Genomic DNA, 14,722 nt, shown 5'->3' on the forward strand with positions numbered 1-14,722 from the left:
TGCCGGGAAGGTCCGCCATGTCGGCGCCTCGAACTTCGCAGGCTGGCAGCTGATGAAGTCGCTCGCCATCGCCGACCGCCATGGTTGGCCGCGCCATGTCGTGCATCAGGTCTACTATTCGCTGACCGGGCGCGACTATGAATGGGAGCTGATGCCGCTTGGCCTCGACCAGAAGGTCGGCGCGCTGGTCTGGAGTCCGCTCGGCTGGGGCAGGCTGACCGGCAAGATTCGCCGTGGTAAGCCAATCCCGCAGGGCAGCCGCCTCCACGACACCGCACAGTGGGGGCCGCCGGTCGACGAGGAGCGTCTCTACCGCATCGTCGATGCGTTGGACGCCGTGGCGGCCGAGACCGGGCGCAGCGTTCCCCAGGTGGCCATCGCCTGGCTGCTGGCGCGGCCGACCGTCTCCTCGGTGATCATCGGCGCCCGCAACGAGGCGCAGCTGCGCGACAATCTGGGTGCGGTCGGTTGGAAGCTCGAACCCGAGCAGATCGCGCGTCTTGATACGGCCAGCGACGTGATGCCTGCCTATCCCTATTACCCGTACCGCACGCAGGAGGGGTTCGCTCGGCTCAATCCTATGCCGGTCTAAGGTATCGAGATGCTCCTGGCGGCGTCTTCCGTCGGAACAGTGCCGACAAGCACAGACCCCGCGATGCGCATCCAGTGCGGATGCTCTCCTGCCGCCAACAGCAGCGCACCGGTGGTCACCGAAGCCCACAGTCCAATTACGGCGATGAACTCGTGCTTGCTGTACCGATGGTCGATCCGAGGATCTTCCCGCAAGGAATGCGCAGCATCCCTGTTGAGGTTAGGACGTCCTCGCCAACCGCCTTCACCGGAAACAGTCGTCAGGAGCACCCCCATGTCCAAAGAAGCATTGAAGGATCTCCTCATTGAGGAGCTTCAGGATGCATACAGTTCCGAGACCCAGATCCTCGAGGCGCTGCCCGCGATGGCGGACGCGGCGTCGTCTCCTCAGCTGAAGCAGGCATTCCAGACCCACCTCCAGGAGACGGATGGGCAGGTGAAGCGCTTGGAGCAGATCTTCCAGATCCTCCAGGCCGACCCCGCGGGCAACACCTGCGAGGCAACCCAGGGGCTGATTGAGGAAGCCGAGGAGATCATGGACCAGGGCCTCTCGCCTGAAGTTCTCGATGTCGCCCTGATCATGGCCGCCCAGAAGGTCGAGCATTACGAGATCGCCAGCTATGGCTCTCTCAGGACGCTGGCGGAGACGTGTGGGATGACGGATGTCGCCAAGCTGCTCGATGAGACGCTCAGCGAGGAGAAGGCAACCGATGATAAGCTGACCCAGCTTGCCGAGGGCGAGGTCAATCAGCGCGCCTTCAAGGCGGCGTGACCGGTCGGCGGCGGCCGTACTGATGCGCGGCCGCCGCTTGCCACCATGGTGCCTTGCTCAACGCAGGGCGGCGAAAGGGTGCGCGCGTAGCCCATCGGTCTGTCTCGCGGTGGCCGGATGACCATAATTCACGCTCTTGCTGATGTGCTCAGCCCCCCAGGCGTCCTCCCGCCGATGTCCTCCGATTTTCCAGCGACGTGACGACTCCAGGCGTAACTTGGGCCGAGGCCTCGTTCGTGGAACAGGCCGTAACGATGCCATGCTGTCTTGACCGGACGGTAGGCCTTTCCGAAATCTGCATGCATAGCAAACCCGGAACACGGGCAACCATGTACGCGCTCCATCTCAATGAACAGGAGCTTCGTCGACACAGGCTCCGCAACGTGGTGCAGTCCATCCTGCTGGTGGGAGGCCTGACTCTGCTCGCCGCAGCCATCGGCTGGTTGCTCTTCGGACCGGCAGGGATCCTGTGGGTCATCATCCTCATCGCCATGGCGCTGGCGTTCAGCCCCACCATCTCACCCCAGGTCATCCTGAGGCTCTACGGCGCCCGCCGTCTTCGTCGATCCGAGCTTCCGGAGGTTCAGGAGAGCCTCGCGGTATTGGCCCGGCAGGCCGGGCTGCCCAGCATCCCCGAACTGCATTACCTGCCAACGCCGGTGCCGAATGCGTTTGCCGTAGGCTCCGCGAGCAGTAGCGCCATCGTCCTGACGGACGGCCTCTTGAGGGTCATGAACCTGCGCGAACTCGTCGGCGTCCTGGCCCATGAGGTGAGCCATGTCCAGAACCATGACCTATTCATTATGGGGCTGGCCGACATCATCAGCCGGGTCACGGGAGCCATGGCAACCAGCGGCATCATCCTGCTGTTCTTCAGCCTGCCGTTGATGCTGTCGGAGCAGGTCGGGTTCCCCTGGCTGTTGATTGCCCTGCTTCTTGGGGCACCCACCGTCAACACGCTCATCCAACTCACCCTGTCCCGAACGCGGGAGTTCGACGCCGACCTGGATGCGGCCGCGATCACCGGGGACCCTGCGGGCCTGGCCTCCGCCCTGGCCAAGCTCCAGCGGTACGATCCGGGCTTCTGGGAGCGCATGCTGTTCCCTGGTCTGCGGAATCCCCACCCGTCCGTGCTGCGCACCCATCCGGCTACCGAAGAGCGCATCGAGCGCCTTCTCTCGCTTCAACAGGTCGCATCCCTGCGACCGGCTTATGAGGCACGGTCGATCACGGTCCCTGGTCAACTCGTACCGCCTAACCATCGACCGCGCTGGCGTGCATCCGGGCTTTGGCATTGACCGCCGTCCTTTTCGTCCCCGCGCCATAAACCGAACAGCGCGGTCCTGTGCGGCCATGGCGCCGGGCCCAGCTGTGAAGCGCTTGAACCCTGAAAGGACTCAGCCCTCGTCATGATCGACCTGCACCAGCCCCGCCCCGGCTGCCAGCACCCATCAAGGTGCGAGACGACGCGGGCGCAGAGACCGTGCTGACGGGGCTTCCAGATTTCGCGGCCTACGGAGCCGCGCTCGCGACCTTCATCGAAACGCACGCGGACTGGGCTGAGGTCATCATCTTCCTGATGGCCTTCGCAGAGGGACTGACACTCGTCGGCCTTCTCATTCCTGGCGTCGTCATGCTGACCGCGAGCGGCGCACTTGTTGCCGCGGGTGTTCTCGATTTTTGGTCGGTCTATCTGGCGATCGCGGGCGGCGCTGTCCTGGGAGACGCCACGTCCTACTGGCTGGGCCGACGCTACGGCGAGCGCATGTTCCGGCTATGGCCCCTCAGCAAGCATCCCGAACTGCGCGGCCGTGGCGAAGCCTTCTTTCTCCGGCATGGCAGCAAGAGCGTGTTCCTGGCACGCTTCATCGGCCCGCTGCGTGCGGTGGTGCCGACAACGGCTGGCATGATGGCGATGCCCCATCGGAAGTTTCAGACGTTCAACATCCTGTCGGCCGTAATCTGGGCGCCGTTGCTGATGTCACCAGGCCATCTTGCCTGGACCGGTTACGACATGAGTGGAGTAGGTGGCCGTGCCACACCGGCTGCCGATGGCAACGTGGGACATGGTGCGGCAAAGTCCTGCGCACCCGCTCCATCCGTCGAGGGCTCGCCGGAAAGAACGGGTTGTTAGCCTCCATCCTTCGGTCTCGCGACGATGCTCCTGTTCGAGATCGGATCGCTGCTTTCGGCTGCCCAACCTTAACTAAGCCGATCACGGTTTAGGCGACCTATCGAAAGTCCCTCGTCTGCGGCTTGATACCAGACCCGAGCCGCAGATCAGGATCGTACATCTCCTTTGCCTGCGGCATCTGCTGTCCGGCTATTCCTGTTCCGACCTCGTCGGACCGGCACGGTCGCAACGGCATCGGCTCCCCTCGGTTGCCGATGGACCGCAGCAGGTCCGTCTGGTCGGTCAGGGCCGTCATCCGGAGCCATGGTTCACCGAGCGTGAAAATGGCACAGGGACGCGAGCCCGGCTTGCACATGTCGGCGAAGGCTGTGCCTCAGAGCTGGTTTCAGCATCTCCGGGGAGCCGATACGACGGTCGGCCTGGGATTGTTGTCCGGAACGTGCGGCGACGGACGATGACGTCTCGCTTGTCGCTCGATGAGTGGGAGTTCGTGCTGTCCCACCTGAAAGGCCTGCTTCCCGTGAGCCTCACCGAGGTTTATGAGGATTCGTCGGCCACCAAGCGGGCCGCAGACCTGTCCTCCCAGGGACAGGAGTTCTCGCCGTCTGTCGCGAGGCAGGCACTGGTCGACGCCTTGCTCGAGGAGGGCGCCGCCAGCGGGCTGAAATACGTTGTCCGAACCGTGGAGCGGGTGAGAAAGCTCAGCGACGCATCAATGATCGCGGTGGTTGACCTGGCTCTGCGGTACTGGGTCGCCAGCTACCTCGGGCAGGAGGCAGGCGAGGAGCCGATGGCCAGGAACATCGTGCCGTCCTCGGCCATCAGCAAGCGCAGCGCGTGAGGTCCAGGAATGCCTGAGGCCAGGACGGCGAGCCCGGCCATCACGGCAGGGGAGATCGATTTGATCCTGCTTTGCTTGGCGGCAAGACTGGATGGTCCAAGTTGTCATGCGCCCCTGTCCGGGGCACGCGCCAGCGCCTATACCGGAACCGGCAAGCTGATCGCGTCTAGTCCATGAAACACAACACTGCTGCGCTTCACCTCGAAAGTCACAAGAGTGATGTTGAGATGCTCCAACGCCTTTCGGAAGTTCGAATTCTTCAGAGGGGCCGGGCAAACAAGTACGCGGCGGGGTGGTGGTGATTGCATTGCTCCATACACTACAAGCTGCCCTAGAGCGGTAAACCAGCTTTGAGTGTTCGACGATGCTTTGACTTCGAATAAGACCTCCATCTTATTCCCAGGGCCACGAAGGTACAGATCGGGCCGCATGTCGAACTTCATGCAGTTGACGGCTTCAGAACCCAGTTCCCGTTGCAGTGCGTTTACGACCTTTCCATGGAGGCGTCGTATGCTCCGGCGATCGGTAGGTCCCCCGGAACCGGTGCCATCGATGTCAAGCTCCGGCGTAAAGCCGCTGTCCTTGCCAGCTTCCTGTTGCGACTCCCCGTCGTCCACGGAAGTTTCATCCGGGTCATCGGCCGCTCGGCTTTTCGCAAAGGCCCGGAGGCGTTCACATTCCCTCACATAATCAAGCAAACGGCATTGGAAATCGTCCGCATCGAGATCCCCGATAACGAAAACTCGTTCTTCCCGATCATCTGGCAGTAGGATTGGCTCCCGGACAAAGCCTTTGATCAGTTCCGCGAATTCTCTAATCGACATCTGCCCGCCCCGCCCACCGCCCAAGCCGCCCTTGTGGCCGAGGAACAACTGACCATCGTCGTCAACCAGGGTACGGCCTGCCACCTGACGGTAACCTGGATCCAAGGGAAGGTTGATCTCGATGCTCGGGTACAGCGTCTCGTTCAATTCGCCGATAGTCGTTCCGAACCAGCACAACCACCGACTTCGGTCGAAGGGCTCCTTTGCAAAGTGAGCCCACAATCCTATCGCTGGATTCCAGCGGAGATTCGCGTCAAAGGCGCCTCCGGGTGTGGATAGATGTCGACGACAGGTCTCATGCTCGGGGGACCTAAAGACCCGTTCCAGCCGGTCGCGGAATGCTATGACTTGCTTAGGGCTGATAACTCTTAACATCATGTCTCCGCGACCGGACTGCTACATGAACTTGAGCGTTGTGGGATCTATGCCATTTCCTTGGCAGGCGCCTCTTCCAGGCTGCTGCGGATAGCCTGGAAGGAGGTCATGGCGCTGTCGACGAGTTCACCGGTCTCGGTCAGCACTGGCGTGTCGATGAGCTTCTTGACCAGCTGCGCGAACTTGACCGCCTTGAAGACCGTGTCGCGCTGAGTACTGTCATAGGTCGAGTAGTCGCTCCCGGCATTCGAGAGGACCGCTCGTAGATCATCATTGCTTCGCACCATGCGACTACGCAGGTTCGTGAGAAGATGGGCAGCGGTCTCGGAGACAGCAATGATTGCTTTCAGCTTGCCAATGACGAGGCTGACCTCCGTCACGTAGGTTTTGGCCTTTTCCATGTTCGCTTTGGCCTCATCGAGCTTCTTCGAAGCCTGCGCTCCGAAAACGCTGCCGAGGACCAACAGGGCGGGACCTGCAACGAGAACGCCAAGCACCATCGTACCACCAGCGACGCCAAGTCCTCCGGCCGCCAACGTGCCGCCACCCAGCCAAGCCAGGGTAGCATTAGTCGCGGCGACCCCGCCCAGGGTGCTGATCGCAGTGCCTGTTCCGGCCGACGCCAGCATCATCGTACCGCTGTATGCCCCAAACGCCGTGATCGCTCCGGCGCCAACCCCAGCCGCGGTGCTGGTCGCCAGTTCCGCAGCAAAGGCGCAGGAATGGCGCAGATCACCGAGCGTAACCTCAGTGAAGTCACCGACCTTGAGTCGCTCGAATTCTGCCGAGTGGGCCAACTGCACGTTTTTGATCTGGCCGAAGAGCTCCACGAAGTTCGCGATCTCCAGTTGGAGAGCCTGGATCTTCATCTCGCCGTAGCCGCGAAGCGCATTATTGCACTCGTCTCTTCGTCCGTTCAGGGACTCCTCTGCCTTGGCAGCTATATCCTGGGCTGAGCGTCCAATGTCGTTGGCTTCACTGGTGTCGATGGCTGCTTTTACGGCTTTCCCGGCTCCGAAAAGGCCAAGGGCACCGAGTGCGATAGGGACGAGAAGAGGCAGAGGCATGATGATCCTTTCCGATCGAAAACGGTTAATAGGCGGGATAGCGCCCGGTCGGAGTGCCTCACAGGACGAGTGCGTCGTCCGTGGCCATGAAGTCGTTGAACTCTTGGATGTTCTTGAATTGCAAGGTATGCCCGATGCATTCGGCCAGTGCGTTAGCAGAGCGGGCGAAACCGTCGACGTCACCCAGCACGGCCGCATCATCCATAGCAGAAAGGCAATCCGCGAAGGCGGCGCGGCCATCGGTCAGGTATTCCTCGAACAGCTGATTGAACTGAAGGCGGTACGCCTCCATGCTGGCCCGGGCCTCCTCGCAGAGCGCCTTCGTGTGGAGGTACTGCTCGCGGGCCTGTTCCGCTTCCTTGAAGGCAGTGAGCGAGTTCTGGTACAGCAGCGAACTCAAGGTATAGCCGACCATGCTGCCGATGACGCCGCCGACGATTGGGATCGGAATGGCAATCTGACCCACCACGGTTCCCAGGCCGGACGACAGCATGTTGCTGCCCTTCTGTCCGATGAGTTCCATGAACTCTGTTCCATCAATCTCACCGCTTGCATAGAGCTTTACGGCGGCGGTGAGTTCCAGACAGACCGAGACAGCCATGGCTGGCAGCGATGTCTTGGAAAGGGTGCGCGCTGTGGCGTTCGCCGACTGCTGCATAACCCCCTTCAAGGCAGACCCAGCGAAGGCCGTGCCATAGCCAACGGCAGCCGCCTTGCCGGTGCTGACGGCGGTGTCAAGCAAGGCGGTCTTCAGATCCTTGTCGTCCTGACATACAGCAACGATGTTAGTAACGATTGAGACTGCACCTCCGACGACGGCACCGGCCTTTGCTCCTTGGACCCCCGCTTCGTGGCTGATGCCTATGATGTTCCGGACGGTGGCCGCCAAGGGGGCGGTACGGAGGTAGATTGCCTCCTCTCTGGTCATGCCGCTGTCACGAATGTTGCCACGTAACTCTTCAAAGTTGGCAGCGTCCTTGCGGAGTTTCTCTGCAAGCTCAGTCTTTCCCAGATTTTCGACAGTATCCGCCTGCAATCTGAGAGATTTTGCTTGTTGCGTGCAGAAATCCTTTGCGTTTTTGACCTGATCGGAGGGCAGATCTAACTTAACTCCTTGGTATCGCGAGAGATCGCGATCGCTACCACTGCCATCCCCGCGAGCAATTTTCGTCAGCAGATCATCCGGCTTGGTGACGAACTTCATCTGCGACCCGGAGCCAGCAACTACCTTACCACCATCTACTTCGACATGGTCATAGACACGATTGTTATGCCCAAATTCACTTGGTCGGTCATCAGTGCGCTCCAAGCGGACGGTGCTGCGGTCTATGATATTGCGAGCGTTCTTCTTGGAAACTGCATGAACCTCCGCCGAGAAGCCCGCTTGCTGGGGAATGTTCCGTACTGGGTCGCTTACCTTGTGCTCGCTGATCTCTCTCAGGCCCTTTGCAAACTTCCTTCCGGTTTCGTTATCGATACCAGTGTAACCTTTGATGAACTCGGCGTTGGCGCTGCCGAACCGATCCACGATCTCAATCGTGCTGGCCGTTGCGGCGACGTCTGAAAGTTTGGAAGCCTGGGGTGCTGACTTCTTTTCGCGTTCCATGGCGTGCGTTCGAGTCCCGTCGAAAGGATGGCAGGGCAGGTGGAAGGTCGGCCACAAGGGTACGAGATGCACCCACTTGGCAAGTCACAGGAAAGCCGCGTGTCAAACTGCGTATATCTGCGAGTATATAAGGATCTCAGGTAGTTTTCTATTAACGCCTAATCGTGAAGACCAGAATAAAGCAAAATATAATCCCATAATTGCAGTATTAAATACAACATATCATCTGCATGAATCGGACGCGTTCCCAAGTTATATAGCGCTAATTTCATGAATGGGCCGATGTATTGTCTTTGATTTCCTTAAAGCTGATTATTTTAGCCATTCCGCCAAAGCTCGATGTCCAGGCGTTAAGTTCTTTCTCACTGGTTGTTGTGAGCGACAGGATTATGCTTCCGTCCTCTTGGTCCTCAATGGATTGGTCATCGCTCCACACTCGGTCACGCACATAATCGGCGGCTTCGGCATTCACATGGATCCTTGCTCGTCGGGGCTCATGCCAACCCAGCCCAAAGGCTCGAGCCTCTCTATCGGCGGCATTGAAATTGAAATACTCACCTGTAGGCGACATCTGCGCGATGCGATGAATCGAGAAGGTGGTTGGACGTTCCCTGAGAACCGATCCGTCAGGCATTCGATACCCCTGCACATAAAGTGTCCCGCTCATGGCGACCAAGCGCCCGGGAGCATATCTGTAGACGCTCACTGTCTGACGGCCGCGAGCGCGGTACACGATGAGGCACACCTCCTTACGCTCAATGGCTCGACGCAAGGCGGTGATCACCGGGAAGTGAGGGGTGTAGTCAATGAACCCCTTGCTGCGAAAACCAATTGGTTGTCCGGCGGCGGGTGGTATTCCTTCGGCCAAGTGCAGGGCAACGGCTGTGACGGTTTTGCTGATGCGGTCGACCACGCTCTCCGGCAGGAACTGGCTGGCTATGTCACGGCATGCGGCAAGGCAATGTAACTCTTCGAATGTAAAGCCTAGCGATCGTTCTTCTTTCTTGGACCGGAGGCGATAGTAGCGCCGTCGGTTTTCCAAGCCGTTCTCAACATAGGCATCTCGTCCCAGACTGCCCTCAATGATGGCGACCAACCGGACGATGGTCTGAGCGGAGCATGAGAGGTCCCGGGCAAGATCGCTCTGGAAGTGCTTCCTCCCGTCGAGAGTCAGACGCTGATACAGCGCCAGCAACTTCTCACCGGGCAAGGCATCGTGGTGCTTGCGTGGCATTTTAGGCTCGTATCCCCCAAACCCAATAGCGACGTGGGTTCCCGCTTGACCAGTTTTTGACTCAAGATAGCTTAACGTTCAACTAACGATGGATCACTTTATTATCACTCGCCATAATTGGTGCGGTCTAATCGGGAAAATTCTATATAATATGCGCTTTTATTCGCCTTTCGCGTCCAACACGACATGGTTCCGGATGAACTGCGAAAGGCCGTAAATCGCAAAGCCGCTGATGGCAAGCCACCCAACAATGCGCACCACATTGATCTCCATTCTTGTGTTGCCGTTGGCGCATCTAGGAGTGATCCGCCGTCGAGAGCTAAGATACGGAAGCATCCCCCCAGATTCTGACGAACGTTGCGTATTTTTAAGCTCAGCAGAACATGTGAAGGGAGCCCTCTGCGGCGGCACGTAGCCGAGTGATAGCAAAGCGGCCTTCGTACTTCTGGGCGCGACCCATGCAGCACCCAACCTCAGCACCGGACCGCCTTCGCAAGTGCGACTGGCCCGACGGCCGGGAATCCAGCACAATCCCGGCATGAGCGGGCAAGCCATCGCGTCATCGACGGAGTCCCTGGCCGGGCTGGTGGAGCGCGTGACCTTCCACAGCGCCGAGACCGGCTTCTGCGTGCTCCGGGTGAAGGTCCGCGGACATCGGGACTTGGTTGTCGTCGTCGGACATGCGGCGATGATCTCGGCCGGGGAATGGATCCAGGCGAGCGGCAGCTGGGTCAACGATCGCACCCACGGCCTCCAGTTCAAGACCACCTTCCTGAAGGCGACGCAGCCCACTACGCTGGAGGGCATCGAGAAGTACCTGGGCTCCGGCATGATCAAGGGCATCGGCCCGGTCTACGCCAGGAAGCTGGTGAAGGCATTCGGCGAGGCCGTGTTCGACGTCATCGAGGCCGAGCCCGGTCGCCTGCGCGAGGTCACGGGCATCGGTCCCAGGCGGGCCGACCGCATCGTCAAGGGATGGGCCGACCAGCGGGCGATCAGGGAGATCATGCTGTTCCTGCACGCTAACGGTGTCGGTACCTCCAGGGCCGTCCGCATCTACAAGACCTACGGGCAGGAGGCGATCCAGCTGATCACCGAGAACCCATACCGGCTGGCCCGGGACATCCGCGGCATCGGCTTCAAGACCGCTGATGCCATCGCGGCCAAGCTGGGCATCGAGAAGACGGCCATGGTCCGCGTCCGGGCGGGCATCGGCTACGCGCTGGCCGAGGCCATGGACGAGGGGCACTGCGGCCTGCCGGTGGAGGACCTGGAGAAGCTGGCCAGCGAACTCCTGGAATTCGGCACCAATCTGGTGGAAGAGGCGCTGGCGGACGAGCTTCGTGACGGCGCCGTCATCGCCGATCAGCTGGAGGGCAGGGATTGCGTCTTCCTGGCCGGACTGTACCGGGCCGAGCAGGCCATCGCCACCCGGCTGCGTGGGCTTGCGACCGGGGCGCTACCCTGGCCTGCCATCGACATGGAGAAGGCGCTGGAGTGGGTGGAGGGACGGACGGGACTGACGCTGGCGCCGAGCCAGCGGGAAGCTGTTCGGCTTGCCCTGGCATCCAAGGTCATGGTCATCACCGGCGGCCCCGGCGTCGGCAAGACGACCCTGGTCAACTCCATCCTGAAGATCCTGGCCGCCAAGCACATCCGCATCCTGCTGTGCGCCCCGACCGGCCGGGCGGCCAAACGGCTCTCGGAGAGCACTGGAATGGAGGCCAGGACCATCCACCGGATGCTTGCCTTCGACCCGGCTGCCGGAGGCTTCAAGCACAGCGAGGAGAACCGACTGGAGTGCGATCTGCTCGTCGTCGACGAGACGTCCATGGTGGACGTGCCGCTGATGAACGCGCTGCTGAAGGCGACCCCCGACAGGTCAGCGCTGATCCTGGTCGGCGATGTCGACCAGTTGCCGTCGGTGGGCCCGGGGCAGGTATTAGCCGACGTGATCGCATCCAGCGCCGCGCCCGTGGTGCGCCTGACCGAGGTTTTCCGGCAGGCGGCGGCCAGCCGAATCATCGTCAATGCCCACCGCATCAACCAGGGCCAGATGCCAGATCTGACACCCGTAGAGGGCTCGGACTTCTACTTTGTCGAGGCGGCAGAACCCGAGGACGGTGTTCGCAAGCTCATCGAAGTCGTTCGGAACCGAATCCCGAAGCGCTTCGGCCTGGACCCCGTACGCGATGTCCAAGTGCTCTGTCCGATGAACCGCGGGGGTCTCGGTGCCCGGTCGTTGAACGTGGAACTCCAGGCGGTCCTGAACCCGCCGGGCGATGTCCGGGTTGAGCGCTTCGGCTGGACCTATTGCGTCGGCGACAAGGTGATGCAGACCGAGAACGACTACGAAAAGGAGGTCTACAACGGCGACCTGGGCGTCATCACCGCGATGGATCCGGAGAACAGCGAACTGGTGATCGATTTCGATGGCCGTGAGGTCCCCTACGACTTCGGCGAACTGGATAGGGTGTCGCTGGCCTACGCAACGACGATCCACAAGAGCCAGGGGTCCGAGTACCCGGCCGTCGTCATCCCGCTGGCGATGCAACATTGGACGATGCTCAGGCGCAATCTCGTCTACACCGGTGTCACCCGCGGGAAGCGGCTGGTCGTCGTCGTGGGCCAGCGGAAGGCGCTCGGAATGGCGGTGCGGGCACGGCAGGAGGGGCGCCGATGGTCGAAGCTTAAGGAATGGCTTCTGGCAAAATCGACCTGACCGCTGCGGGAACGTCTTCTTTTTGCCCACCGGGGAACTCGTTGGCTCCGGAAAGACCTGCTGTGTATCAGCGACAAGTGGGACCTTCCGTCGTCGATGCACGGAAACGCCCCTCTGGAGGAGGCTTTCCCAACGGGAGCAGAAGGTGGTCTCAGTCGAGCATGGTTGGTGTGCCCGGAGGTCGTCGCTGGTGGTCATCCAGTAGACCGGCATGGCGTAGCAGCATCGCCCAGACTTGATCATAGTCACCCCAGTCCGCCTTCTCAGGCGCTTGGCGCCACAAGCGCTCTAGGCAATCCGGGCAGAGCGTTACGATCCCGAACATCGACCACCAGTCCCGCCCATCCAGAGGATTGGGTCCGAACCATACTTGGTCTGGGCGCCGACCGCAGCGTGCGCACCGGTCGACTCTGGGTCCGCCCCGGCATCGTGATGCCTTTTGTCGGCTAGGGAAGCTCATGGTGACGAGACCTCCTCAATGTAGGCGCTGGACCACCCGGGACATCTCTTGTTTGGCGTCCCAGCAGCGGTCGATAAATGCTGCCTTTCACAAGTTCCAGGGCCAAGCGCTCGTTTCTGGCTAAACAGACTGAGGCCTGATACACACCGGCCGGTCAGTTACGCACGCCGCTGACCAACGCGTCGATCTCCCTGCCGCCAACTGTCTCCCGATCAATCAACAGTTGGGCTACGGCATCCAGATCTTTGCGGCGAATGGTGATCAGGTCTTTGGCCTCGGCATAAGCGGTCGCCAACATAGCGGTGATGCGCCTGCCTAGGTCTGGGCGGGTAGTTAGCATCGCCGCCAATGCATCCGGTGTTGGCATGCCGCGCCAGAGCAGCCCGTCTTCACCATCGTCAAGTCCATAGGCGTGTAGTGCCGAAACCGCCAGTGCAGTCGCCCGCGCCAAGTCACTGTCCGCACTGCCGCCCGCTCCAGCCGACACGTCGCCGAAGACCACCTCCTCGGCCGCACGACCGCCCAACAGCATTCGGAGCTCTCCGGCAATCTCCTTGCGTGTCATAAGACCCCGGTGCCTACGGTCGGACACGACACCACCTTGGGCATCTCCGGTTTCCCGGATCGAAGCGATGACCAAGGCGCCCGGACGCTCGACTGCCAGCACCAGTGCGTGCCCAGCCTCATGAATGGCGTAACGGTAGACCTCTTCGGTGGATCGGGCATGCCGTGTCCCGCGGATCTCCTCCAGCAGGTCGTCTCCCGTCATGGCCCGGCTGCTATGACGGGCACGTCTCCGAGCACCGCGCACCCAGCGCTCGCAGTCAGCGCCGGTGCCGCCCAGGGCCAGCAACGCTGCGGCGGCAAGGTCGACATTCGGAAGGTCACCACCAAGATGGTGCCGAAGGATCCTCTCCAGCGCTTCCTGGTTCGGTCGCGGAACAAGAATGGCTCGATCAAGTCGCCCCGACCGGAGGATGGCCGGATCCATGCGATCGGGCGTATTGCAGGCGCCGACCACGACAACGCCTTTACGTCCTCCGACGCCGTCGAGCTCTTCAAGGAAGCCGTTTACGACCTGGGTGCTATAATCCCTGTATTCATGCATGAAGGAAGCCCGGTCACCGAACGAGTCGATCTCGTCGATGAACAGGATGCTCGGAGCCATGGCGCGCGCCTCGTTGAAGGTTGCACGCATCGCCTTGAGCATGTCGCCCAAGTGTCCAGCTGCCTGCCACTGGTACAAGGAACCGCAGATCAGCGGAACGCCACACGTCCCTGCCAGAGCCCTTGCGAAAGTCGTCTTGCCTGTGCCGGGTGGACCGAACAGCAGGGCACCACGGTCGACCGTCGACCACGGTAGACAACCGCGCCGGAATTCCGCCAGATCGCGTGCCAGCGCTGTTCCCCAGGCGACCGCCTCATCCATTCCATGCATTTGGTTCAGGGTCAGCTGAGGACGAAGATTGGCCTTGCGCTCGAGAAGCCGCAGCAAGCGAGTCGCATAGGCATCCGCGTTCCGGTCGGGGCGCCAAGCCAAACGCATGTCCTCAATGGTGATCAAGCTGTGCAGCCGATCGGGGATCTCAACCGATGGACGACAGCCGGTCAGTATGCCGACCACCATGGTCAAAGCCTCTCTGTCCATCTGTGGGACAACGACACGAACTTCGGCAACCTGGATCAGGGCACGTGGAAGGTGTCGTTCGGGTGACTGGCTAAATCCTACGACCGAGCATCCTGCACCGAGAATCGCTGATACCCCCTCGTTCCCCACGTCCGGCCGATGATGCTTCTCAGTACCGTCGCGACTGTATGCCACCCAGCAGGAGCCCTCGAATGGCTCCCAACCGAATGACCGCTTTAAGGCATCACCGGTTGGGCCTTTAATTAGATCCGGCCAGACCAGTTCGCCCCAAACCATAGCTATGAGATCAACCCATTCGGCTGCGGGAACCTCGACAATCACGGCCATGGGCTCGTTGGCCGCCAGCATTTCCTTCTGCTGCGGTGCAGCTTCGTACGCATCCGGTGAGTGACGCGGGTGCGGATCGAATCGTTCAGCGTGCTGCTCGGTGGATTTGGATGAGTTCCTT

General features: G+C 61.0%; 11 protein-coding genes and 1 pseudogene. 7 read left to right on the plus strand and 5 right to left on the minus strand.

The window, feature by feature from the left end; translation table 11 throughout:
* The 6 genes and pseudogenes from TSH64_RS14820 to TSH64_RS14845 all read left to right on the plus strand — a co-directional run.
* On the plus strand, window positions 1–592 hold a 592-nt coding region (locus TSH64_RS14820; RefSeq protein ID WP_247872943.1), incomplete at its 5' end, for an aldo/keto reductase.
* Between the two features lie 273 nt (window positions 593–865).
* Window positions 866–1,363 carry a ferritin-like domain-containing protein gene (locus tag TSH64_RS14825; protein ID WP_109445967.1) on the plus strand — a complete coding sequence of 166 codons (498 nt, stop codon included), beginning with the start codon at window positions 866–868 and terminating at the stop codon, window positions 1,361–1,363.
* 63 nt (window positions 1,364–1,426) lie between these two features.
* A pseudogene (locus TSH64_RS36390) lies at window positions 1,427–1,531 on the plus strand (IS5/IS1182 family transposase); the annotation flags it as partial.
* A gap of 161 nt (window positions 1,532–1,692) precedes the next feature.
* Window positions 1,693–2,661 (plus strand): zinc metalloprotease HtpX, encoded by a 969-nt coding sequence (locus TSH64_RS14830; RefSeq protein ID WP_158285374.1) that lies wholly within the window; start codon window positions 1,693–1,695, stop codon window positions 2,659–2,661.
* 158 nt (window positions 2,662–2,819) lie between these two features.
* Window positions 2,820–3,497: a DedA family protein gene (locus tag TSH64_RS14835; RefSeq protein ID WP_247872944.1), complete on the plus strand. Its 678-nt coding sequence runs from the start codon at window positions 2,820–2,822 to the stop codon at window positions 3,495–3,497.
* 466 nt (window positions 3,498–3,963) lie between these two features.
* Complete coding sequence (locus tag TSH64_RS14845; protein ID WP_146208028.1) at window positions 3,964–4,338, plus strand: hypothetical protein; 375 nt, start codon at window positions 3,964–3,966, stop codon at window positions 4,336–4,338.
* A gap of 137 nt (window positions 4,339–4,475) precedes the next feature.
* On the opposite strand, the gene TSH64_RS35330 is transcribed toward TSH64_RS14845, so the two are convergent.
* From TSH64_RS35330 to TSH64_RS14870, 4 genes are all read right to left on the minus strand, one after another.
* Entirely contained in the window at window positions 4,476–5,309 is an 834-nt protein-coding gene (locus TSH64_RS35330) for a hypothetical protein (protein ID WP_146208029.1), read from the minus strand.
* Window positions 5,310–5,584: 275 nt separating this feature from the next.
* Window positions 5,585–6,604: a hypothetical protein gene (locus tag TSH64_RS14855; RefSeq protein WP_109445979.1), complete on the minus strand. Its 1,020-nt coding sequence runs from the start codon at window positions 6,602–6,604 to the stop codon at window positions 5,585–5,587.
* Between the two features lie 58 nt (window positions 6,605–6,662).
* Complete coding sequence (locus TSH64_RS35335; RefSeq protein WP_146208030.1) at window positions 6,663–8,210, minus strand: hypothetical protein; 1,548 nt, start codon at window positions 8,208–8,210, stop codon at window positions 6,663–6,665.
* Between the two features lie 268 nt (window positions 8,211–8,478).
* The gene (locus TSH64_RS14870; protein WP_109445985.1) at window positions 8,479–9,444 is read right to left on the minus strand and encodes a WYL domain-containing protein; all 966 of its coding nucleotides are present in this window, start codon (window positions 9,442–9,444) and stop codon (window positions 8,479–8,481) included.
* A gap of 538 nt (window positions 9,445–9,982) precedes the next feature.
* Between TSH64_RS14870 and TSH64_RS14875 the strand changes: the two genes are divergently transcribed.
* Window positions 9,983–12,166: an ATP-dependent RecD-like DNA helicase gene (locus TSH64_RS14875; protein WP_109445987.1), complete on the plus strand. Its 2,184-nt coding sequence runs from the start codon at window positions 9,983–9,985 to the stop codon at window positions 12,164–12,166.
* 614 nt (window positions 12,167–12,780) lie between these two features.
* Here TSH64_RS14875 and TSH64_RS14880 read toward each other — a convergent pair.
* Window positions 12,781–14,722 (minus strand): AAA family ATPase (locus TSH64_RS14880; protein WP_199237562.1); only part of this gene is annotated, 1,942 nt, incomplete at its 5' end.

Origin of the sequence: Azospirillum sp. TSH64 (genome assembly GCF_003116035.1) — a bacterium.
Lineage (GTDB): Bacteria > Pseudomonadota > Alphaproteobacteria > Azospirillales > Azospirillaceae > Azospirillum.

What these genes read in the sequence shown, in the direction of transcription:
- TSH64_RS14870 (WP_109445985.1), bottom strand. Translation starts at nt 9,444, where the DNA reads ATGCCACGCAAGCACCACGATGCCTTGCCCGGTGAGAAGTTGCTGGCG.
- TSH64_RS14875 (WP_109445987.1), top strand. Translation starts at nt 9,983, where the DNA reads ATGAGCGGGCAAGCCATCGCGTCATCGACGGAGTCCCTGGCCGGGCTG.
- TSH64_RS35335 (WP_146208030.1), bottom strand. Translation starts at nt 8,210, where the DNA reads ATGGAACGCGAAAAGAAGTCAGCACCCCAGGCTTCCAAACTTTCAGAC.
- TSH64_RS14855 (WP_109445979.1), bottom strand. Translation starts at nt 6,604, where the DNA reads ATGCCTCTGCCTCTTCTCGTCCCTATCGCACTCGGTGCCCTTGGCCTT.
- TSH64_RS14825 (WP_109445967.1), top strand. Translation starts at nt 866, where the DNA reads ATGTCCAAAGAAGCATTGAAGGATCTCCTCATTGAGGAGCTTCAGGAT.
- TSH64_RS14830 (WP_158285374.1), top strand. Translation starts at nt 1,693, where the DNA reads ATGTACGCGCTCCATCTCAATGAACAGGAGCTTCGTCGACACAGGCTC.